Raw genomic sequence first — 22,066 nt, forward strand, 5'->3', positions numbered from 1 at the left:
GACAAGAGGTGCGGACGAGCAGAACACCGCGGCAAAGTTTCCGTTCCTCGTTCGTAGGGTTTCCACAAAGAATCGTGAAGCGCCGCAGCACGGCGGGCCAGAGACCTTGCCCACATCGCGGACCGTGCCGCAGGCCCGAAAACCGGGCGTACCGTGGAGCGACGGGGGATTCGGCCGCTCGCCCAAGGCGAGGTTCACACTCCGTGTGGTCAAGCTCACGCCAGGAGTCTTCTCGGCGCGAGGTGTCGCCTGTACCTAAACTCGGCTTGTTTCAAGGAGGGAGCCATCGTGCGCAAGGTGCTCATCGCCAATCGCGGCGAGATCGCTGTCCGTGTTGCCCGTGCCTGCCGGGATGCCGGGATCGCGAGCGTTGCCGTCTACGCCGATCCGGACCGGGACGCTGTGCATGTGCGCGCGGCCGACGAAGCCTACGCGCTGGGCGGTGACACCCCGGCGGCCAGCTATCTCGACCAGGCCAAGGTCCTGGCCGCGGCCGCCGAGTCCGGCGCCGACGCCGTCCACCCCGGCTATGGATTCCTCTCCGAGAACGCCGACTTCGCCCAGGCCGTCCTCGACGCCGGCCTGACCTGGATCGGCCCCCCGCCCCAGGCCATCCGCGACCTGGGCGACAAGGTCGCCGCCCGCCACATCGCCCAGCGCGCCGGCGCCCCCCTGGTCGCCGGCACCCCCGACCCGGTCAGCGGCGCCGACGAGGTCGTGGCCTTCGCCGAGCAGCACGGCCTGCCCATCGCCATCAAGGCCGCCTTCGGCGGCGGCGGACGCGGCCTGAAGGTCGCCCGCACCATGGAAGAAGTCCCCGAACTCTACGACTCCGCCGTCCGCGAGGCCGTCGCCGCCTTCGGCCGCGGCGAGTGCTTCGTCGAGCGCTACCTGGACAAGCCCCGCCACGTGGAGACCCAGTGCCTGGCCGACACCCACGGCAACGTGGTCGTGGTCTCCACCCGTGACTGCTCCCTCCAGCGCCGCCACCAAAAGCTCGTCGAGGAAGCCCCGGCCCCCTTCCTGACCGAGGACCAGAACGCCCAGCTGCGCCAGGCGTCGAAGGCCATCCTCAAGGAAGCCGGCTACGTGGGCGCCGGGACGGTGGAGTTCCTGGTCGGCAATGACGGCACGATCTCCTTCCTGGAGGTCAACACCCGGCTTCAGGTGGAACATCCGGTCACCGAGGAGGTCACCGGGATCGACCTGGTCCGGGAGATGTTCCGCATCGCCGACGGCGAGGCCCTCGGCTACGACGACCCGCCGATGCGGGGCCACTCGTTCGAGTTCCGGATCAACGGTGAGGACCCGGGCCGCAACTTCCTGCCCGCCCCCGGCACCGTGACCTCGTTCGTGCCGCCGGCCGGGCCGGGTGTGCGGCTGGACGCGGGGGTCGAGTCGGGCAGTGTGATCGGTCCGGCGTGGGACTCGCTGCTGGCCAAGCTGATCGTCACCGGTGCCACCCGTGCGCAGGCGCTTCAGCGGGCGGCTCGGGCGCTGGCGGAGTTCCAGGTCGAGGGCATGGCCACCGCCATTCCGTTCCACCGGGCGGTGGTGAAGGACCCGGCGTTCACCAGCGAGCCGTTCACGGTCCACACCCGCTGGATCGAGACCGAGTTCCACAACACGATCGCCCCGTTCACCCCGACCGGGACCGACGAGGCCGAGGAGCCCACCGCCCGCGAGACCGTCGTGGTCGAGGTCGGCGGCAAACGCCTGGAGGTGTCGCTGCCCGCCTCCCTGGGCGTGGCCACCGCCCCGGCGGGCGGCTCGAAGAAGCCCAAGCGCAAGGCGGTCAAGAAGTCGGGCTCCGCCGCCTCCGGTGACGCCCTGGCCTCTCCGATGCAGGGCACCATCGTCAAGGTCGCCGTCGCCGAGGGCGACACCGTGGCCGAGGGCGACCTCATCGTGGTCCTGGAGGCCATGAAGATGGAGCAGCCCCTCAACGCCCACCGCGCGGGCACCGTCAAGGGCCTGACCGCCGAGGTCGGCGCGTCCATCACCTCGGGCGCGGTCATCTGCGAAATCAAGGACTGAGCCTGGGACGAGGGCTGGGCTTCGAGGACTGACCTCCAGAGGAGCGCCCCGCCCCACCGCACCAGCACGGCGGGCCCCGGCCGGACGCTTCCGGCCGGGGCCCGCCGTTTGCCGTCCGGCCGCCGGGCCGGGTCAGCGGCCGCGCACCACGTCCTGGGGGAAGGTCAGCTGACCGTTCATCCACCGCAGGGCCGTGGGAAGCTCACGGCGCCAGGTGCGGAAGTTGTGGCCGCCCCGGTCCAGAATGATCGACTGCGCGCTCATCGGCGGCCGGACGGCGGCCAGGAACTCCCGGGTGGGGCCGTACCCGGACTCGCCCCGGCGGCTGGCGGCCACCAGCACCGACACCTGCGGCTGGGGCAGATGGCGCAGCCGCCACAGCAGATCGTGCCCCCGCCGTCTGCGCTCGCCCTCCGGTCCGGGGCCGAACAGGTCGCCTGTGGTGGGGTCGTTGACCACCCGGTAGTCGGGCGAGAGGGCCGCGGCCGCGCTGTAGACGCGCGGGTGACGCAGGGTCAGCTGGAGCGCGCAGGTGCCGCCCGAGGAGTAGCCCAGGATGCCCCAGGCGCTGGGGTCATGGCCGATCCGGTAGTGCCCCCGCAGCGCCTCGGGCAGGTCCTGGGCGAAGTAGGTCTCGGCCTGTGGCCCGCCGGGGACGTCCACGCATTCGGTGTCGCGCGGCGGGGCGACCGTGGGCCGCACCATCACGATCACCGCCGGCTGCAACGCGCCGGCCCGGATCAGACCGCCGGCGGTCTGGGGCAGTCGCAGATGCTGGGCCAGCAGGAAGGATCCGCCGGGGTAGCCGCTGATCGCCACGATCACGGGGAAGCGCTGCCGGGCGTACTGGCGCTGGAAGTACTGCGGCGGCAGATAGACGTACGCCGGGTTGGCCACCTGGCTGCGGCGGCCCAGGATGCGCACCGACTCGACCTTGCCGGTCCGGCCGGAGGGTCCGCTCGGCAGTCCGTGCACCGCGTCCAGCCCCTGCGGCGGGGCGGGCCGCACCAGCCCGCCCGGCACCCCGGCCGCCCCGGCGGCGCCGCCCCGCACCGGGGCGAGGGCCGCCGGTGGCGCGTCGTCCTCGCCCAGCAGTTCGCCCCAGGACCCGTAGAACTGGAAGGTGGTGTTCACCGCGAGGGCCAGGGCGGCCACCCCGGCGCACTGGGTCACGGCGAGGGAGGCCAGCCGGCCCAGCCAGGCCCGTACGCCCCGGCCCGCGAAGCGCGGCCACAGCCAGAGCGTCAGCCCCGCACAGCCCACGGCGAGGGCGATCATCACATATTCGAGTGATCGACTGGTCAGTCCCATCGTTCTTCCACTCCGGCGGACCGCAACGCACGATGCCGACGCCCCGTTTGGGGGCGATCGCGGTGTCCGCATTGCCTGGCCAGGGCGTGCCCGCGGGCACGAAATGGCATGCTTGACTCACGGGCAGGCACGGCAGGGAGGACCGCGATGGCGATCGAGACAGCCACGGCGCAGACGCCACCGCGCCCCATGCGCGCCGACGCGCGCCGCAACTACGAACGGCTGCTGGCCGAGGCGCGCACGGCCTTCCTCCAGCACGGCACCGATGCCTCGCTGGAGGACATCGCACGCCGCGCGGGCGTCGGCATCGGCACGCTCTACCGCCACTTCCCCAACCGCACCGTGCTGATGGGCGCGGTCTTCCAGGGCGAGATATGCGCCCTGCTGGAGCGGTCCCGCGAGCTGGCCAAGGCGCCGCTGCCGTGCCAGGCGCTGATCGACTGGCTGCGCGCGATCGTCGACCACGCCAGCACCTACCGCGGGCTCTCCAGGGCCCTGATGGCGTGCTCGGCGGACGAGACCTCGGAGCTGTCCCGCGGCTGCGGTCTGCCGCTGCGCGAGGCGGGCAGCGAACTGCTCGCCCGCGCCCAGCAGAGCGGTGCCGTACGGTCCGATGTCGTCATCGCCGATCTGATGCAGCTCACCAACGCGATCGCGCTGGCCGTGGAGCAGTCGCCGGACGACCCGGAGTTGGCCGACCGGCTGCTGGCGATGGCCTTCACCGGTCTCAAGGCCCGCTGACACGCCCGGGTCCCGTCCGGCCTAGCGACGGCGCGGCGCCAGATCCGCCACCCGCCCCGGCTGCTGCTCCGCCAGCGGCACCGCGCTGCGCAGCTGGGCCGAGCCGGAGCCGCCCGGCGGATGGGGGTGGTTACGGCGCGGCCCCGGCAGCGGCAGGCCCTCCTCGCCGCCGCTCCGGCCCTGGGACGGGCCGAGCCGCCCCGACTGCCGCCCCGCCGCACCGCCGCCCTCGCCCCCGCCGGCCGGGCCGGACCCCGCGCCCGGCCCGGCCACGGCGATCTGAACCCCCTGGTCCGCGAGGGCCTGGAGCTCGGTCAGTGCACGGTCGTCATGAGCGGGCGGCTCGTCGGTCACCAGCCGCGTGATCACATCGGTGGGCACCGTCTGGAACATGGTGTCGGTGCCCAGCTTCGTATGGTCGGCGAGCACGACCACCTCCGCCGCCGCCTGGACCAGCGCCCGGTCGACGCTGGCCGAGAGCATGTTGGAGGTGGACAGGCCGCGCTCGGCGGTCAGCCCGCTGCCGGACAGGAAGGCGCGCGAGACCCGCAGCCCCTGGAGGGACTGCTCGGCGCCGCTGCCGACCAGGGCGTAGTTGGAGCCGCGCAGGGTGCCGCCGGTCATCACGACCTCGACCCGGTTGGCATGCGCCAACGCCTGTGCGACCAGCAGGGAATTGGTGACCACGGTCAGCCCCGGAACCCGCGCGAGCCGGCGGGCCAGCTCCTGCGTGGTGGTTCCGGCGCCGACGACGACGGCCTCGCCCTCGTCGACGAAACCGGCCGCGAGATCGGCGATGGCCGTCTTCTCCGCGGTCGCTAGATGGGATTTCTGCGGGAAGCCGGACTCCCTGGTGAATCCGCCCGGCAGCACCGCACCGCCGTGCCGGCGGTCGAGCAGTCCTTCTGCCTCCAGCGCCCGCACATCACGCCGTACGGTCACTTCGGAGGTCTGGACGACGCGGGCGAGCTCCCGGAGCGACACCGCTCCGTTCGCGCGCACCATTTCAAGGATCAATTGGCGACGTTCTGCAGCGAACACGAAACTGACAGTAACGCCAACGACCGTCTGTTTTCAGCAGCTTGCACCAATTAGCAGAAGTTGTTCATCTGTGAGGGCACGAAGTGCTATAAGGACCGGGTCTACGACTCTTCCTGCGTCTTCCGGGTGTGCAACTGCCGGGCCACCTCGGCGATCGAACCGGACAGCGAGGGGTAGACCGTGAAGGCGTTGGCGATCTGCTCCACCGTCAGGTTGTTGTCGACCGCGAGCGACATGGGGTGGATCAGCTCGCTCGCCCGCGGGGCCACCACCACCCCGCCGACCACGATGCCGGTGCCCGGCCGGCAGAAGATCTTCACGAAGCCGTCCCGGATGCCCTGCATCTTCGCCCGCGGATTGCGCAGCAGCGGCAGCTTCACCACCCGGGCGTCGATCTTCCCGCTGTCCACATCCGCCTGGGAGTACCCGACCGTGGCGATCTCGGGGTCGGTGAAGACATTCGCGGACACCGTCTTCAGGTTCAGCGGGGCCACCGCGTCCCCCAGGAAGTGGTACATCGCGATCCGGCCCTGCATCGCCGCCACCGACGCCAGCGCCAGCACCCCGGTGCAGTCACCGGCCGCGTAGACGCCCGGCGCGCTGGTCCGGGACACCTTGTCGGTCAGGATGTGCCCCGACTCCGCGAGCTTGACCCCGGCCTCCTCCAGGCCGATGCCCGCCGTGTTCGGGATCGAGCCGACCGCCATCAGACAGTGGGTACCGGATATGACCCGCCCGTCCGAGAGCGTGACCTCCACCCGGTCCCCCACCCGCTTGGCGGCCTGCGCCCGCGACCGGGACATCACGTTCATCCCCCGGCGCCGGAAGACGTCCTCCAGCACCGCCGCCGCGTCCGGGTCCTCGCCCGGCAGCACCCGGTCCCGGCTGGAGACCAGCGTGACCTTCGACCCCAGCGCCTGGTAGGCACCCGCGAACTCCGCGCCCGTGACACCGGAACCGACCACGATCAGCTCCTTGGGGAGCTCGTCGAGGTCGTACACCTGCGTCCAGTTCAGGATCCGCTCACCGTCCGGCTGCGCGTCCGGGATCTCCCTCGGATGGGCACCGGTCGACACCAGCACCGCGTCCGCCACCAGCGTCTGCTCGGTACCGTCCGCGGCCCGCACGATCACCCGCCGCGAACCGTCCAGCGACTGCTGCGGCTCCAGCCGCCCGCGGCCGCGCATCACCCGGCCGCCGGCCCGGGTGACCGAGGCCGTGATGTCGTGCGACTGGGCGAGCGCGAGCCGCTTCACCCGGCGGTTGACCTTCCCGAGGTCCACGCCGACCACCCGGGCCGCCTGCTCCAGCGGCGGGGTATCGTCGGCGACGATGATCCCCAGCTCCTCATAGGAGGAGTCGAAGGTCGTCATGACCTCAGCGGTGGCGATCAACGTCTTCGACGGCACACAGTCGGTGAGCACCGACGCCCCGCCCAGACCGTCGCAGTCGACGACGGTCACCTCCGCGCCGAGCTGCGCGGCGACCAGCGCCGCCTCATAGCCGCCGGGTCCGCCACCAATGATCACGATCCGAGTCACATGCTCCATTGTCCCGCACCGGTGCGGCCGACTTCAGTCCGGGGTGTTCCGGGCGGCGACTTCGGGAGGTTTCGGACCACGCCCGACGTACGAAGTCGCCCCAAGCTCCCCTGAAGCTCCCACCCCGAGGGGCCCTCCGCCCCTCTCCCGTACCCTCTCACCCATGTCGCTCTACGCCGCGTACGCCGGCAACCTCGACGCGCGGCTGATGTCCCGCCGCGCACCGCACTCACCGCTGCGCGGTACGGGCTGGATCAACGGCTGGCGCCTCACCTTCGGCGGTGAGCAGATGGGGTGGGAGGGCGCCCTGGCCACCATCGTGGAGGCGCCGCGCTCCCAGGTCTTCGTCGCCCTCTACGACATCGCGCCCATGGACGAGGACTCCATGGACCGCTGGGAGGGCGTCGGCCTCGACATCTACCGCCGGATGCGGATCCGCGTCCACACCCTGGACGGCGACGAACCCGCCTGGCTCTACGTCCTCAACGGCTACGAGGGCGGCCTCCCCTCGGCCCGCTACCTCGGCGAGATCGCCGACGCCGCGGAATCGGCGGGCGCGCCGCACGACTATGTGATGGAACTGCGCAAGCGGCCCTGCTGATGGGGGCGGCCCGGGAACGGCTGAGACGACGGGCAGGGAACGGCTGAGGCGGCTGGCCGGGAACGGCTGAGACCGCTGGCCGGGAACGGCTGAGACCGCTGGCCGGGAACGGCTGGGACCGCTGGCCGGGAACGGCTGGGACCGCTGGCCGGAACCCCTGAAGCAGCGAACCGGGAACACCGAATACAACGATCCGAACACCTCGTCGCCGTTCGTCTACGCGCGTAGGCCACAACCGGCTACCCTCGTGCGCGTGAACGCATCAGTTACTTGGGACAACCAGGACGACCCGCACGCCGCGGCCGACGCCGCCGCCACCCGCCTGCGCGAGCTGACCGGCGCGGATACCCATGACGTCGCCCTGGTCCTGGGCTCCGGCTGGGTACCCGCCACCGACGCTCTCGGGACACCTGAGCACGAGTTCCCCGTCACCGAGCTGCCCGCCTTCCCGCCGCCCGCCGTCGAGGGCCACGCGGGCCGGATCCGCTCGTACCGGATCAACGACAAGCGGGCGATGGTCTTCCTCGGCCGTACGCACTACTACGAGGGCCGCGGTGTCGCCGCCGTCGCGCACGGTGTCCGCACCGCCGTCGCCGCCGGCTGCAAGACCATCGTCCTCACCAATGGCTGCGGCGGCCTCCGCGTGGGCATGCACCCCGGCCAGCCGGTACTGATCAGCGACCACATAAACCTCACGGCCACCTCCCCGATCGTGGGCGCCAACTTCGTCGACCTCACCGACCTCTACTCACCGCGACTGCGCGCCCTGTGCCGGCAGGTCGACCCGACCCTGGAGGAGGGCGTCTACGCCCAGTTCCCCGGGCCGCACTACGAGACCCCCGCCGAGATCAACATGGCCCGCACGCTGGGGGCCGACCTGGTGGGGATGTCCACCGCCCTGGAGGCGATCGCGGCGCGGGAGGCGGGCGCGGAGGTCCTCGGCATCTCCCTGGTCACCAACCTGGCGGCCGGCATGACCGGCGAACCCCTCAACCACGAGGAGGTCCTCCAGGCCGGCCGCGACTCCGCCTCCCGCATGGGCAGCCTGCTCGCCCAGGTCCTCGACCGCCTATGACCTCGCCGGCCGGGCGACCCACTCCGGGGCTGGGACTCCTGCGCGGCGGCGTCACGGCGCACTGCGCGGGTACTCACCCCTCTGCCAACTGAACAGCGCAGCGCGGGCAGGCACGGGGCCCCGGAACCGGGGTTACCCCGGGCTCGCAGCCGCTTACGGGGTGGGTGCGGGTGCGGGGCCTCCGGGGCGGGGTCCTGGACCGTATATTTACGGCGCCGACGACAGTTGAGCGTGGGGTGGGCCGGAGATTGGCGCCACAAATACACGTAAGCGTCCAGGACCCCGCCCCTCCGACCCCGCCCCCTCCCGCCGTCTCGCGGCCACCCGCCGGTGACCCCACACACCTGCCCGGCCCCGGGTACGCCCGGTGGCGCGGGTGCCGGGCGGGGGTGGGCACGTCCCCGCCCCCTCCCCTCTCGTCGGCGACCGCGCCCCGGTGGTCCCGGGCACCTGCCCGGTGGGGGCTTCGCCCGGCGGCGCGGGGTGCGCCCCCGCACCCACCCGCCTCGTCGGCAACCGCACCCCGTGGTCCCGGGCACCTGTCCGGCCCGGGTACGCCCGGCGGCGCAGGCGCTGGGGGCGCCACCCCGCACCCACCCGCCTCGTCTCCGGCCCCCGGCGGCGCAGGCGCTGGACGGGACGGGTACGGCCCCGCCCCACCCGTCCGTCGGCGACTCCCCGCCGGTGGCATCGGGCACCTGCCGGGTGGCACGGGCACTGGGCGGGGGTGGGTCCGATTGACGAGAACTCCACTCCGATGGCCCTGCCACGGGCCAGAGCCTGCGAGAGGAGGACCAGCTACCGCGTCACCGGGGCACGGCCGCTGCCGGGTCCAGTGCCACTGGCGGAGAGCCGCAGGACGGCGAGAGGGGGGCCGGACCGCACCCACTCGCGAAGCTGACGCCACCGGGCAGGCGCTCGTTGCCAACGAGACGCGGACGCCAACGAGACGCGAGAGGACAGGGACGTACCTACCCCCGCCCGGCACCCACGCCACCGAGCGGACCCGGCACCGAACGGCACCGGAGACCGCCGAAGCGCGGACGCCAACGAGACGCGAAAGGACAGGGACCTGCCCACCCCCGGCCCGACACCCACGCCGCCTGGCAGACCCGGCACCGAACGGCACCGGAGACCACCGAAGCGCGGACGCCAACGAGACGCGAAAGGACAGGGACCTGCCCACCCCCGGCCCGACACCCACGCCACCTGGCAGACCCGGCACCGAACGGCACCAGGGACCACCGAGACGCGGACGCCAACGAGACGGGAGGGAAGCGGGGACCTGCCCACCCCCGCCCGGCACCCGCGCCACCGGGCGGACCCGGCACCGGACGGCGCCGGGGACCACCGGGGTGCGGACGCCGACGAGGCGGGAGGGGGCGGGGTCGGAGGGGCGGGGTCCTGGACGCTTACGTGTATTTGTGGCGCCAATCTCCGGCCCACCCCACGCTCAACTGTCGTCGGCGCCGTAAATATACGGTCCAGGACCCCGCCCCGGAGGCCCCGCACCCGCACCCACCCACACAACCGACCGCGCCCCCGGGCAACCCCGCCCCCGGGCAACCCCGCCCCCGGGCAACCACCAAACACCCGCACCCGCACCCGAAAACGACCACCCCCCAGGAGGCCCCCCATGGCCACGGAGTCCGACCTCATCGCCCAGGCCCGCACATGGCTCGCCGAGGACCCCGACCCCGAGACCCGCGACGAGCTCAGCAAGCTGCTCCGGGCCAACGCGCTCGACGAGCTCGCCGAACGGTTCTCCGGCACGCTCCAGTTCGGCACCGCCGGTCTGCGCGGTGAGCTCGGTGCCGGACCCATGCGCATGAACCGCGCCGTCGTCATCCGCGCCGCCGCCGGTCTCGCCGCCTACCTCCGCAAGCAGCGGCAAGCGCGGCAAGCGCGGCAAGCGCAGCAGGACGGCCTCGTCGTCATCGGGTACGACGCCCGCTACAAGAGCGCCGACTTCGCCCGCGACACCGCCGCCGTCATGGTCGGTGCCGGCTTCCGCGCCGCGCTCCTGCCCCGCCCCCTCCCCACCCCCGTCCTCGCCTTCGCCATCCGCCACCTCGGTGCCGTCGCCGGTATCGAGGTCACCGCGAGCCACAACCCGCCCCGCGACAACGGCTACAAGGTCTACCTCGGCGACGGCTGCCAGATCGTCCCGCCCGCCGATGCCGACATCGCCGCCGAGATCGCCGCCATCGGCAGCCTGAACGACGTCCCCCGCCCGGACACCGGCTGGGAGACGCTGGGCGACGACGTCCTCGAGGCGTATCTGGCCCGCACCGACGCCGTCCTCACCCCGGGTTCCCCGCGCAACGCCCGCGTCGTCTACACCCCGCTGCACGGCGTGGGCCGCGAGACGCTCACCGCCGCCTTCGCCCGCGCCGGCTTCCCCGCGCCCACGGTGGTCCCCGAGCAGGCCGAGCCCGACCCGGCGTTCCCGACCGTCGCGTTCCCCAACCCGGAGGAGCCGGGCGCGATGGACCTGGCCTTCGCGACGGCCCGCAAGGCCGCTCCGGACATCATCATCGCCAACGACCCGGACGCCGACCGCTGCGCCGTCGCCGTACCGACGACCACGAATCCCACGGCCCCCACGGACGTCGCCAACTGGCGCATGCTCCGGGGGGACGAGGTCGGCGCCCTGCTCGCCACCCACCTCGTCCACAAGCGCGCCCGCGGCGCCGTCGCGACCACGATCGTCTCCTCGTCGCTGCTCTCCCGGATCGCGGCGGACGCCGAGCTTCCGTACGCCGAGACGCTGACCGGCTTCAAGTGGCTGGCCCGCGTGGACGGGCTGCGCTACGCCTACGAGGAGGCGCTCGGCTACTGCGTGGACCCGGAGGGCGTACGCGACAAGGACGGCATCACGGCCGCGCTGCTCGTCGCCGAGCTGGTGTCCGAGCTCAAGGAGCAGGGCCGTACCCTCGGTGACCTGCTGGACGACATCGCGATCGCCCACGGTCTGCACGCCACCGACCAGCTGTCGGTCCGCGTCCAGGACCTCTCCCTGATCGGCACCGCGATGAAGCGGCTGCGCGAACAGCCGCCCACCGAACTCGCGGGGCTCGCCGTGACCTCGGCGGAGGACCTGTCGCAGGGGACGGAGACGCTGCCGCCGACGGACGGCCTGCGCTATCAGCTCGCCGGCAACGGAAACGTCCGCGGCGCGCGCGTGATCGTCCGCCCCAGCGGCACCGAGCCGAAGCTGAAGTGCTACCTGGAAGCGGTCGTCGACGTCCCCTCCGCCGACGCGCTCGCCCCGGCCCGTGCCACGGCGGAGTCGGTCCTGTCCAGCCTCAAGAAGGACCTCTCGGCCGCGACCGGCATCTGAGGTCCGGTCCGGGCGAGGGCCGGTCCGACCGGAGATCGGTTCGGCCGAGGGCCGGCCCAGCCGGAAGCCGGTCCGGCCGAAGGTCGGCGCAACCGCAAGCCGGTCCGGCCGAAGGCCGGTTCAGCCGATCGCCAGCATGACCCCCAGCAGCACCGCCCCCGCCACCGTCGGCGCGATGACCTCGAACGCCCACCGCACCTCGGGCGCCCCCTGGGCGCCCTCGCGCTGGGCGTTGGTCTCGGCCATCTCGCGCAGATCGCCGATCGCCGCGTCGGAGGGGGCCCGCCGGTCCTCCTCGGCCCTGCCCGCCGCGACATGGGCGGACGTACTGCCGAAGGGGTCCTCGGAGGCCGCCCTGGCCTGCTGCCGGGCGGCCCGCTTGCGCTGACGCAGGGAGACCGGGATGGCCCACAGCTGGTACGTGGCCCCGCCCGCCAGCACCTCGCTGGTGTAGCCGGCGCGCAGGCCCTCGACCGAGGCCCAGGGCAGCGTGATGGTGCGGAACGGGTTGCGGACGAGCAGCCGGTCCTGCCCCGCGTACACCGCCGGGCGCACCGTGAAGGCGATCACCACCGGCACCGCGCACAGCAGCCCGGCCAGCGCCAGCCACGGAATCCGCCCCTCGCCCCGGATCATCGCGTCGATGCCCAGCCAGCCGCCGACCGCGAGCAGCAGCACGCCGCCCGCGATCCCGCCGGTGGAGCGGTAGACCCGGTCCGGGTACGTCTCGGGGGCGGGGGAGGCGGCGGGGGCTGCGTCGTCGTCCGGGCTCGTCATGCGCCCGATTGTGCACCACCCGCCCGGTGCACGGGATTCCGGAGCCGGGGGTGACATCCGGCTACGCGCGTAGATATGCTCATCTGGTGACCATGCCCACCACAGTTCCCGCATACGGCGAAGAGGCCGCGGAGCGACTCGCGTCGATGGCGGACGTGACCGCGAGCGACAGCGCCCTGCGCCGCTTTCTGCACGGCCTGCCGGGCGTCGACGCGGTCGGCCTCCAGGCCCGTGCCGCGACCCTCGGCACCCGCTCGATCAAGACCACGGCGAAGGCGTACGCCATCGACCTGGCGATCTCGATGATCGACCTGACGACCCTGGAGGGCGCGGACACCCCGGGCAAGGTCCGGGCCCTGTGCGCCAAGGGCCTCAACCCCGACCCCACCGACCGCACCGTCCCCCGGGTCGCGGCGATCTGCGTCTACGGCGACATGGTGGCCACCGCCAAGGAGGCCCTGGGGGGCAGCGACATCCAGGTGGCCGCCGTCGCCACGGCCTTCCCCTCCGGCCGGGCCGCGCTGCCGGTCAAGCTGGCCGACACCCGGGACGCGGTGGCCGCCGGGGCGGACGAGATCGACATGGTGATCGACCGCGGCGCCTTCCTCTCCGGCCGCTACCTCGAGGTCTTCGAGGAGATCCGGCAGGTGAAAGACGCCTGTGCCCGCGAGGACGGCACCGCCGCCCACCTCAAGGTCATCTTCGAGACCGGTGAACTCCAGACGTACGACAACGTCCGCCGCGCCTCCTGGCTGGCGATGCTCGCGGGCGCGGACTTCATCAAGACCTCCACCGGCAAGGTGGCCGTCAACGCGACCCCGCCCGTCACCCTCGTCCTGCTGGAGGCGGTGCGCGACTTCCGCGCCGCCACCGGTGTGCAGGTGGGCGTGAAGCCCGCGGGCGGCATCCGCACCAGCAAGGACGCCATCAAGTACCTGGTGATGGTCAATGAGACGCTGGGCGAGGAGTGGCTCTCCCCGCAGTGGTTCCGCTTCGGCGCCTCCAGCCTGCTCAACGATCTGCTGATGCAGCGCCAGAAGCTGAGCACCGGCCGGTACTCCGGTCCCGACTACGTGACGGTGGACTGATACGCCATGCCAGTTTTCGAGTACGCACCCGCGCCGGAGTCCCGCGCGGTCGTCGACATCGCCCCGTCCTACGGGCTGTTCATCGACGGGGAGTTCGGCGAGGCGGGCGACGGCAAGGTCTTCAAGACCCTCTCCCCCTCCTCCGAGGAGGTCCTCTCGGAGGTCGCCCAGGCAGGCGCCGAGGACGTCGACCGCGCCGTCAAGGCCGCCCGTAAGGCGTTCGCGACCTGGTCCGCGCTCCCGGGCTCGGAGCGCGCCAAGTACCTCTTCCGCATCGCGCGGATCATCCAGGAGCGCTCCCGCGAGCTGGCCGTCCTGGAGTCGCTGGACAACGGCAAGCCGATCCGCGAGTCCCGTGACGCCGATCTGCCCCTGGTCGCGGCCCACTTCTTCTACTACGCGGGCTGGGCCGACAAGCTGGCCTACGCCGGCTACGGACCCGACCCCAGGCCCCTGGGCGTGGCCGGTCAGGTCATCCCCTGGAACTTCCCGCTCCTGATGCTGGCCTGGAAGGTCGCCCCGGCGCTCGCCACCGGCAATACGGTCGTCCTCAAGCCCGCCGAGACGACGCCTTTGAGCGCCTTGTTCTTCGCGGACATCTGCCGGCAGGCCGGGCTGCCCAAGGGCGTGGTGAACATCGTCACCGGCGACGGCTCGACCGGCGCCGAGCTGGTCGCCCACCCCGGGGTCGACAAGGTGGCCTTCACCGGCTCCACGGAGGTCGGCAAGGCCATCGCCCGTTCCGTCGCCGGTACGCGGAAGAAGGTCACCCTGGAGCTCGGCGGCAAGGCCGCGAACATCGTCTTCGACGACGCCCCCATCGACCAGGCGGTCGAGGGCATCATCGGCGGCATCTTCTTCAACCAGGGCCATGTCTGCTGCGCGGGCTCCCGCCTGCTGGTCCAGGAGTCCGTCCAGGAGGAGTTGCTGGACGCGCTCAAGCGCCGGATGCGCACCCTGCGGGTGGGCGATCCGCTGGACAAGAACACCGACATCGGCGCCATCAACTCCGCCGAGCAGCTGGCCCGTATCCGTGCGCTGGCCGACGCGGGCGAGGCCGAGGGGGCCGAGCGCTGGGCGCCGGAGTGCGAACTGCCCAGCCACGGCTACTGGTTCGCGCCCACCCTCTTCACCGGCGTCACCCAGGCCCACCGGATCGCCCGTGAGGAGATCTTCGGCCCGGTGCTGTCGGTGCTGACCTTCCGTACCCCCGACGAGGCCGTGGCCAAGGCCAACAACACCCCCTACGGCCTGTCGGCGGGCATCTGGACGGAGAAGGGCTCGCGCATCCTGGCCATGGCGAACAAGCTGCGGGCCGGTGTGATCTGGTCCAACACCTTCAACAAGTTCGACCCGGCCTCCCCGTTCGGCGGTTACAAGGAGTCGGGTTACGGCCGCGAGGGCGGTCGCCACGGCCTGGAGGCATACCTCGCCGGAGCAGCCGAACCGACGAGCGAGCGCAGCGAGCGAGAAGGAGAGCGCGACCGATGAAGCAGTCTGACCGCAACGACCGGCTCTCCGTGCTCAAGACCTACAAGCTGTTCGTCGGGGGCAAGTTCCCCCGGTCCGAGAGCGGGCGGGTGTACGAGGTGACCGACACGAAGGGCCAGTGGCTGGCCAACGCCCCGCTGGCCTCCCGTAAGGACGCCCGGGACGCGGTCGTCGCCGCGCGCAAGGCGTTCGGCGGCTGGTCCGGGGCCACCGCCTACAACCGGGGCCAGATCCTCTACCGCGTCGCCGAGATGCTGGAGGGCCGCCGGGACCAGTTCATCCGCGAGGTGGCCGAGGGCGAGGGGCTGAGCAGGGCCGGGGCCACCGCCGCCGTGGACGCCGCGATCGACCGCTGGGTCTGGTACGCGGGCTGGTCCGACAAGATCGCCCAGATCGCCGGGTCGGCCAACCCCGTGGCCGGGCCGTACTTCAACCTCTCCTCCCCCGAGCCGACCGGCGTGGTCGCGCTCCTGGCGCCCCAGGAATCCTCGTTTCTCGGCCTGGTGTCGGTGATCGCCCCGGCGATCGTCACCGGGAACACGGCCGTGGTCGTCGCCGCCGAGGGCGCCCCGCTGCCCGCGCTCTCCCTCGCCGAGGTCCTGGCCACCTCCGATCTGCCCGGCGGGGTGGTGAACCTGCTCTCCGGCAGGACCGCGGAGATCGCCGTCCCGCTCGCCGCGCACCAGGACGTCAACGCGATCGACCTGGCCGGCGCGGATGCGGAGCTCGCGGTGGAGCTGGAGAAGGCCGCCGCGGAGAACCTCAAGCGCGTCCTCCGTCCACAGCCTGTGGATTGGGCGGCCGACCCCGGCACCGGCCGTCTCCTCGCCTTCCTGGAGACCAAGACCGTCTGGCATCCGATGGGCGTCTGATCGAGCCCACTCCCCGACCCTCACGGCGTCCGTGACTTCCGGACATCGCGGGGGTCTTTTTCGTCGCACATATTGTCAACAATTTCATCAACAGTTAGGTTGCGAGAGACCCCACGCCACGAAGGAAAACAGCGAATGATCATCGACTGCCATGGCCACTTCACCACCGCGCCGCCGGCGCTGGAGGCATGGCGCACCCAGCAGATCAACGGACTCACCGACCCCGCTCTCTCCCCCGCCCGCGCCGACCTCCGCATCAGCGACGACGAGCTGCGCGAGAGCATCGAGCCGAACCAGCTCCGCCTGATGGACGAACGCGGCATCGACATGACCGTCTTCTCGCCGCGCGCGTCCTTCATGGCCCACCACATCGGTGATTTCGACACCTCCGCCGAGTGGGCGGCCATCTGCAACGAGCTGTGCTACCGCGTCAGCCGGCTCTACCCGGAGCGCTTCGTCCCGGCCGCGATGCTTCCGCAGTCGCCCGGCGTCGACCCGGCCACCTGCGTGCCCGAGCTCACCCGCTGCGTGGAGGAGTACGGGGCCGTGGCGGTCAACCTCAACCCCGATCCCTCGGGCGGCCACTGGACGGCCCCGCCGCTGACCGACCGCTCGTGGTACCCCGTCTACGAGAAGCTGGTGGAGTACGACGTCCCGGCGATGGTGCATGTGAGCACCAGCGTCAACCCGGCGTTCCACACCACCGGGGCGCACTACCTCAACGCCGACACGACGGCGTTCATGCAGCTGGTGCAGGGCGACCTGTTCGCCGACTTCCCCACCCTGCGCCTGATCATCCCGCATGGCGGCGGTGCCGTTCCGTATCACTGGGGCCGGTTCCGCGGCCTGGCGATGGCGCTCGGCAAGCCGGCCCTGGAGGAGCACGTCCTGGGCAATGTGTTCTTCGACACGTGCGTCTACCACCAGCCCGGCAGCAACCTCCTCTACGAGGTCATCCCGGCCCGGAACATCCTCTTCGCCTCGGAGATGATCGGCGCCGTCCGCTCCGTCGACCCCCGTACCGGCCGGCACTTCGACGACACCCGCCGCTACGCCGAGGCCGCCGGGCTCTCCACGGAGGATCTGGCCGACATATTCGAACGTAACGCCCGCACTGTCTACCCTCGCCTGGACGCGCTGCTGAAGAAGCAGGACCGCTGATGGCCACCGCAGGGCCGCGCATCCGCCCGGAGGAGCCCTCATGAGCACCCTTTCCCCCAAGACCCCGGGCTGGCTGGACTGGTACGCCAACCCGTCCGAGCCCGCCTTCACCCTCCCGCCGGGCACCGTCGACGCCCACTGCCACGTCTTCGGTCCACAGGCCGCGTTCCCCTTCGCCCCCGAGCGCAAGTACACCCCCTGCGACGGCGGCAAGGACGATCTCTTCGCCCTCCGCGACCACCTCGGGGTCAGCCGCAATGTGATCGTCCAGGCCACCTGCCACGGGGCGGACAACAGCGCCATGGTCGACGCCGTCCAGTCGTCCGGCGGCCGGGCGCGCGGTATCGCGACCGTGCGCCCGGACATCACCGACGCCGAGCTGCGCCGGCTGGACGCGGCGGGGGTGCGCGGGGTGCGCTTCACCTTTCTGAAGCGCCTGGCCGATGCCGCGCCCCAGGACGCCCTGATGACCGTCGCCAAGAAGATCGCCCCGCTCGGCTGGCATGTCGTCCTCTACTTCGAGAGCAATGACCTGCCCGAGCTGGAACGTTTCTTCGGCTCACTGCCCACCCCCCTGGTGGTGGACCACATGGGCCGGCCGGATGTGACCCAGCCGGCCGAAGGACCGGACTTCACCCGCTTCCTGCGGTTCGTCGAGCGCAACGAGGTGTGGGTCAAGGTGACCTGCCCCGAGCGCCTGAGCGTCACCGGTCCCGCCGCGCTGAACGCGGAGCGCCACCCCTACACCGATGTCGTGCCCTTCGCCCGCCACACGGTCGAGGAGTTCCCCGACCAGGTGCTGTGGGGCACGGACTGGCCGCACCCCAACCTCACCGACCACATGCCGGACGACGGGCTGCTGGTCGACTATGTGCCCCAGGTGGCGGTCACCGCCGAGCAGCAGCGGAAGCTGCTGGTCGACAACCCCATGAGGCTCTACTGGCCCGGCGAAACCGCCTGATCCCTGCCCCTCCCCCGCTCCGCCCCCTCCCCTCCCTCAGGTGTCTCCCCGGTCTCCCCCTCCCCGTTTCCCGCCTCTCCTCACAAGGGCCGCACATGCACCATTCCAATGCGGTGAACCGGCTGAACAGACTTCCCATAGCCCGGTTTCACAAGATCACCCTGCTGGCCGTCTCCTTCGCCTACTTCTTCGAGTTCGCGGACATCAACACCTTCGCGACCACCGCCCCCCAGCTCGTGGACCTGTGGGGCATCACGGTCGACCAGGTCGCCTATGTGACCTCGCTGTCGTTCGTCGGCATGTTCATCGGCTCGGTCGTCGCGAGCACCATCGCCGACCGGTGGGGCCGCAAGAACGCGCTGATCTACACCACGCTGTGTTTCGGCGTCTTCTCCCTGGCCTCGGCCTTCTCCTGGGACATCGTCTCGATGGGCGTCTTCCGGGTGCTCACCTCGGCGGGGCTGGCCGCGATGACCGTCGTGGCGGTCATCTACGTCAATGAGGTCTATCCGGCCGCCGTACGCGGCAAGTACCAGGCGTACGCGATCGTCATCGGCATCTGCGGCACCCCCGCCACCAACCTCATCGCCAGCGCCGTCGTACCGCTCACCGACTGGTCATGGCGGCTGGTCTACCTGTGGGGCTCCCTCGGCCTCCTCTTCGTCTTCTTCACCCGGCACCTCAAGGAGTCCCCCCGCTGGCACGAGAGCAGGGGCGAGTACGGCGCGGCGGACGCGATCCTCACCGAGATCGAGGCCCAGGTCGCCCTGGAGAAGGGCCCGCTCCCCGAGGCCCCGCCGCCGGTCGACGAGGCACGGCCCGCCAAGGCGTCGCCGCGCCTGCTGCTGAAGAAGAAGTACCTCGGGCCGACCGTTCTGCTCGCGGTGGTGTGGGTGACCCAGACCATCGGCTTCTTCGGCTACTCGAGCTGGGCGCCCACCCTGCTGGCCAAGGAGGGCTTCAGCGTCGAGAAGTCGGTCTTCTACGTGGCCCTCACCACCGTGGGCGCCCCGCTCGGCTCACTGCTGGCCGCCCTGGTCACCGACCGGTTCGAGCGCAAATGGTGTCTGGTGGCCTTCGGCACGGTGATCGCGCTCTGCGGTCTGCTGTACGGACTGACCTTCAACCCGATCCTGATCGTGGTCTTCGGCTTCCTGGTGAACTTCTTCGAGCGCGGCTACACGGCCCTGGGGTACGCCTACTCCCCCGAGCTGTTCGACACCCAGAGCCGCTCGCTGGGGACGGGCGTCTCCTACGGGCTCGGCCGCCTCTCGAACGCCGCAGGACCGCTGATCATCGCGGGCCTCTACCACCGCACCGGCTATCAGAGCGTCTTCCTGTTCATCGCGGCCACCTGGATCCTGGGCGCCGTCGCCCTGGCGATCTTCGGCCCCAGGACCCGTCCGGCCCGGACGGCGGCGGCGGAACGGCCCCGAGCGGTCGTCTGACGGCGTCGTCACGTGGGGGTCACGCGGGCGTAAGGATGCGTCACACTGGTGTTCCGTGACCAGCCAACCGCCTTCCGCCCGCGTCGTCCTGCTCTCCGGCCCCTCCGGCTCGGGAAAGTCGTCGCTCGCGGCCCGCACCGGGCTGCCCGTACTCACCCTCGACGACTTCTACAAGGAGGCCGACGACCCGACGCTCCCCCAACTCGCCGGCGGCGGGGGCGCCGACTGGGACTCACCACTGTCCTGGGACGCGGACGCGGCGGTCGCGGCGATCGAGGCACTGTGCCGTACGTCACGGGCCACCGTGCCGCTGTACGACATCGCCACCAGCTCCCGCGTCGGCGAGGAGTCGCTGGACATCGGGCAGACGCCACTGCTCATCGCCGAGGGCATCTTCGCCGCCGACATCATCGGGCGGTGTGCCGACCTCGGGGTGCTCGCGGACGCGCTCTGTCTGCGCGGCCGTCCGTCCACGACCTTCCGCCGCAGGCTGTTGCGCGACCTGCGGGAGGGCCGTAAGTCGGCGCCGTATCTGGTGCGGCGCGGCTGGCGGCTGATGCGCGCGGAGCGCGGCATCGTGGCCCGGCAGACGGCGCTGGGCGCGTATGCGTGCGGCAAGGACGTGGCGATGGGCCGGATAGCGGCCGCGGCGGCGGGACCACGTATCCCGGTCCCGGGCCCCGCCGCCCAGAAGACACCCGCCTGACAACAGGTGCGAGGCCGGACAGATCCCCCCTGGACTGTCCGGCCTCGCACCTGTTTCCCCCGTGTTCCCCCGATTTTTTCCTGTTTCCCCCGTTCCCCCCTTTTCCTTTCTCTCCGCCTTCGGTCGTTCCGCCGCCGTCAGGCGACCAGCTCGCCGAAGGACTCCTCCTGGTCACGGCCGAAGCTGAGGGTCTCGTCCTCGCGCAGCCGGCGCAGCGAGCGCCAGATGCTGCTTTTGACCGTTCCGACACTGATGTTGAGTATGTCGGCGATTTCCGGGTCTGTCCGGCCCTCGTAGTAGCGCAGCACCAGCATCGTGCGCTGGAGCTCGGGCAGCCGGGCCAGGGCCTGCCACAACACGGCGCGCAGCTCGGTGCCGCGCATCGCGTCCTGGTCGCCCACCGTCTCCGGCAGCTCCTCCGTCGGGTACTCGTTGAGCTTGCGCCGACGCCACGCGCTGATGTGCAGATTGGTCATGGTGCGGCGCAGATAGCCGCCGACCGCCGCCTTGTCGCTGATCCGGTCCCAGGCCCGGTAGGTCGAGAACAGCGCGCTCTGGAGCAGGTCCTCGGCCTCGAAGCGGTCCCCGGTCAGGTGGTAGGCGGTTGCGTACAGGGAGGCGCGGCGCTCCTGGACATAGGCGGTGAACTCCGCCTCCGACGCGGTACGCCGCTCCCCCTCTGCCTCCCCGTACGAGCTCCCCCCGGGTCCCCCCGGTCCCCCGTTGTCCCCCCCGAGGCCGTGACCGGCCTCCTTGTCCCCCGTGATCGCGTCAATGGCCACCATGTAAGGAGGCCGCTGACGCCCGGCGCCGCGAGCGCACCCCCGCCCGCTCACGGCACCGGACTTCTCGTTGCCCCGACCGGCGTCGTGGAGGCGCGTGCGAACTGCGCTGGTGTGAGTGAAGTGCAGTGTGCTCATGGTCGCGCCCCCGTCGGTGGAGCCTTGATCGGTTCGCTGCTTGCCGCCCCGGGCCGGTGGTGTTCCGCCCGGTGCACAGAAGACTTTGCCGGGCCAGTTTCATGGGGGTGTCTGCCGACTGTCACAGCCTCGTCACAGGGGATCGCGCCGATGAACCCCCGACGGTCGAACTACAGGCCCCTTGTAGGCCAGAATGACCAACGTGCCTTTCCTGTTGCTGATCGAGGACGACGACGCCATCCGCACGGCCCTCGAACTCTCGCTGTCCCGCCAGGGCCACCGTGTGGCGACCGCGGCGACGGGCGAGGACGGCCTGAAGCTGCTGCGTGAGCAGCGGCCGGACCTGATCGTGCTGGATGTGATGCTGCCCGGGATCGACGGCTTCGAGGTGTGCCGCCGGATCCGCCGTACCGACCAGCTGCCGATCATCCTGCTGACCGCGCGCAGCGATGACATCGACGTCGTGGTCGGCCTGGAATCGGGTGCCGACGACTATGTGGTCAAACCCGTGCAGGGCCGGGTGCTGGACGCCCGCATCCGCGCGGTGCTGCGGCGCGGCGAGCGGGAGGCCACCGACTCCGCGGTCTTCGGCAACCTGCTGATCGACCGTGCCGCCATGACGGTCACCAAGAACGGCGAGGATCTTCAGCTCACCCCCACCGAACTGCGGCTTCTGCTGGAGCTCAGCCGCCGGCCGGGGCAGGCGCTGTCGCGGCAGCAGCTGCTGCGGCTGGTGTGGGAGCACGACTACCTCGGGGACTCCCGGCTGGTCGACGCCTGCGTACAGCGGCTGCGCGCGAAGGTGGAGGACGTGCCGTCGTCGCCGACGTTGATCCGTACGGTGCGCGGGGTGGGGTACCGGCTGGACGCGCCACAATGAGCCACGCACGTGCGGCCACCCACCCGCACCCGACCACGATGCCCACACCCCCAGCGAGCGCGCTGGGCGCAT

The 22,066-nt window shown here is 71.5% G+C and carries 18 protein-coding genes; 13 read left to right on the forward strand and 5 right to left on the reverse strand.

Going from position 1 to position 22,066, the window contains the following annotated elements; translation table 11 throughout:
• The first annotated feature begins 288 nt into the window (after window positions 1–288).
• Window positions 289–2,037: an acetyl/propionyl/methylcrotonyl-CoA carboxylase subunit alpha gene (locus PS467_RS17880; protein ID WP_311036128.1), complete on the forward strand. Its 1,749-nt coding sequence runs from the start codon at window positions 289–291 to the stop codon at window positions 2,035–2,037.
• Between the two features lie 132 nt (window positions 2,038–2,169).
• Here the strand turns inward: PS467_RS17880 and PS467_RS17885 are convergent, their stop codons facing one another.
• Window positions 2,170–3,348, reverse strand: coding sequence for an alpha/beta hydrolase (locus PS467_RS17885; protein ID WP_311036129.1), 1,179 nt, complete (start codon window positions 3,346–3,348; stop codon window positions 2,170–2,172).
• A 147-nt stretch (window positions 3,349–3,495) separates the two neighbouring features.
• On the opposite strand from PS467_RS17885, the gene PS467_RS17890 reads away from it, so the two are divergent.
• Complete coding sequence (locus PS467_RS17890; RefSeq protein WP_311036130.1) at window positions 3,496–4,089, forward strand: TetR/AcrR family transcriptional regulator; 594 nt, start codon at window positions 3,496–3,498, stop codon at window positions 4,087–4,089.
• Between the two features lie 21 nt (window positions 4,090–4,110).
• Here the strand turns inward: PS467_RS17890 and PS467_RS17895 are convergent, their stop codons facing one another.
• Together PS467_RS17895 and PS467_RS17900 are read right to left on the reverse strand one after the other, a co-directional pair.
• Window positions 4,111–5,094 carry a DeoR/GlpR family DNA-binding transcription regulator gene (locus PS467_RS17895; protein WP_432280747.1) on the reverse strand — a complete coding sequence of 328 codons (984 nt, stop codon included), beginning with the start codon at window positions 5,092–5,094 and terminating at the stop codon, window positions 4,111–4,113.
• Window positions 5,095–5,231: 137 nt separating this feature from the next.
• The gene (locus PS467_RS17900) at window positions 5,232–6,680 is read right to left on the reverse strand and encodes an NAD(P)H-quinone dehydrogenase (RefSeq protein WP_268972574.1); all 1,449 of its coding nucleotides are present in this window, start codon (window positions 6,678–6,680) and stop codon (window positions 5,232–5,234) included.
• 154 nt (window positions 6,681–6,834) lie between these two features.
• On the opposite strand from PS467_RS17900, the gene PS467_RS17905 reads away from it, so the two are divergent.
• From PS467_RS17905 to PS467_RS17915, 3 genes are all read left to right on the forward strand, one after another.
• A complete protein-coding gene (locus tag PS467_RS17905) occupies window positions 6,835–7,272 on the forward strand; it encodes a gamma-glutamylcyclotransferase family protein (RefSeq protein ID WP_030843724.1) in 438 nt (145 codons plus the stop codon).
• Between the two features lie 253 nt (window positions 7,273–7,525).
• Window positions 7,526–8,347 carry a purine-nucleoside phosphorylase gene (locus PS467_RS17910; protein WP_268972575.1) on the forward strand — a complete coding sequence of 274 codons (822 nt, stop codon included), beginning with the start codon at window positions 7,526–7,528 and terminating at the stop codon, window positions 8,345–8,347.
• 1,636 nt (window positions 8,348–9,983) lie between these two features.
• A complete protein-coding gene (locus PS467_RS17915) occupies window positions 9,984–11,690 on the forward strand; it encodes a phospho-sugar mutase (RefSeq protein WP_311036132.1) in 1,707 nt (568 codons plus the stop codon).
• A gap of 120 nt (window positions 11,691–11,810) precedes the next feature.
• Here the strand turns inward: PS467_RS17915 and PS467_RS17920 are convergent, their stop codons facing one another.
• Window positions 11,811–12,467, reverse strand: coding sequence for a PH domain-containing protein (locus PS467_RS17920; RefSeq protein ID WP_268972577.1), 657 nt, complete (start codon window positions 12,465–12,467; stop codon window positions 11,811–11,813).
• 92 nt (window positions 12,468–12,559) lie between these two features.
• Here PS467_RS17920 and deoC point away from each other — a divergent pair, with 92 nt between their 5' ends.
• The 7 genes from deoC to PS467_RS17955 all read left to right on the forward strand — a co-directional run bounded on the left by deoC (window position 12,560) and on the right by PS467_RS17955 (window position 20,194).
• Complete coding sequence (deoC, locus tag PS467_RS17925) at window positions 12,560–13,555, forward strand: deoxyribose-phosphate aldolase (protein ID WP_311039891.1); 996 nt, start codon at window positions 12,560–12,562, stop codon at window positions 13,553–13,555.
• Window positions 13,556–13,561: 6 nt separating this feature from the next.
• Window positions 13,562–15,046: an aldehyde dehydrogenase family protein gene (locus PS467_RS17930; RefSeq protein ID WP_268972578.1), complete on the forward strand. Its 1,485-nt coding sequence runs from the start codon at window positions 13,562–13,564 to the stop codon at window positions 15,044–15,046.
• Window positions 15,043–15,918 carry an aldehyde dehydrogenase family protein gene (locus tag PS467_RS17935; protein ID WP_311036133.1) on the forward strand — a complete coding sequence of 292 codons (876 nt, stop codon included), beginning with the start codon at window positions 15,043–15,045 and terminating at the stop codon, window positions 15,916–15,918. The genes PS467_RS17930 and PS467_RS17935 overlap by 4 nt, the downstream gene beginning before the upstream one ends.
• Window positions 15,919–16,053: 135 nt before the next feature.
• Window positions 16,054–17,079, forward strand: a complete 1,026-nt coding sequence (locus tag PS467_RS17940; protein ID WP_311036134.1) for an amidohydrolase family protein — start codon at window positions 16,054–16,056, stop codon at window positions 17,077–17,079.
• Window positions 17,080–17,119: 40 nt separating this feature from the next.
• Window positions 17,120–18,040 carry an amidohydrolase family protein gene (locus PS467_RS17945; RefSeq protein ID WP_311036135.1) on the forward strand — a complete coding sequence of 307 codons (921 nt, stop codon included), beginning with the start codon at window positions 17,120–17,122 and terminating at the stop codon, window positions 18,038–18,040.
• A gap of 95 nt (window positions 18,041–18,135) precedes the next feature.
• On the forward strand, window positions 18,136–19,488 hold the full coding sequence (locus PS467_RS17950) for an MFS transporter (protein ID WP_311036136.1): 1,353 nt from the start codon (window positions 18,136–18,138) through the stop codon (window positions 19,486–19,488).
• A 55-nt stretch (window positions 19,489–19,543) separates the two neighbouring features.
• Complete coding sequence (locus PS467_RS17955; RefSeq protein WP_311036137.1) at window positions 19,544–20,194, forward strand: ATP-binding protein; 651 nt, start codon at window positions 19,544–19,546, stop codon at window positions 20,192–20,194.
• 137 nt (window positions 20,195–20,331) lie between these two features.
• Here the strand turns inward: PS467_RS17955 and PS467_RS17960 are convergent, their stop codons facing one another.
• Window positions 20,332–21,114 carry a SigE family RNA polymerase sigma factor gene (locus PS467_RS17960; RefSeq protein ID WP_268972585.1) on the reverse strand — a complete coding sequence of 261 codons (783 nt, stop codon included), beginning with the start codon at window positions 21,112–21,114 and terminating at the stop codon, window positions 20,332–20,334.
• A 202-nt stretch (window positions 21,115–21,316) separates the two neighbouring features.
• On the opposite strand from PS467_RS17960, the gene afsQ1 reads away from it, so the two are divergent.
• Window positions 21,317–21,994 carry a two-component system response regulator AfsQ1 gene (gene afsQ1, locus PS467_RS17965; protein ID WP_268972586.1) on the forward strand — a complete coding sequence of 226 codons (678 nt, stop codon included), beginning with the start codon at window positions 21,317–21,319 and terminating at the stop codon, window positions 21,992–21,994.
• The last annotated feature ends 72 nt before the right edge of the window (window positions 21,995–22,066 follow it).

This window comes from Streptomyces luomodiensis (assembly GCF_031679605.1).
GTDB lineage: Bacteria > Actinomycetota > Actinomycetes > Streptomycetales > Streptomycetaceae > Streptomyces > Streptomyces luomodiensis.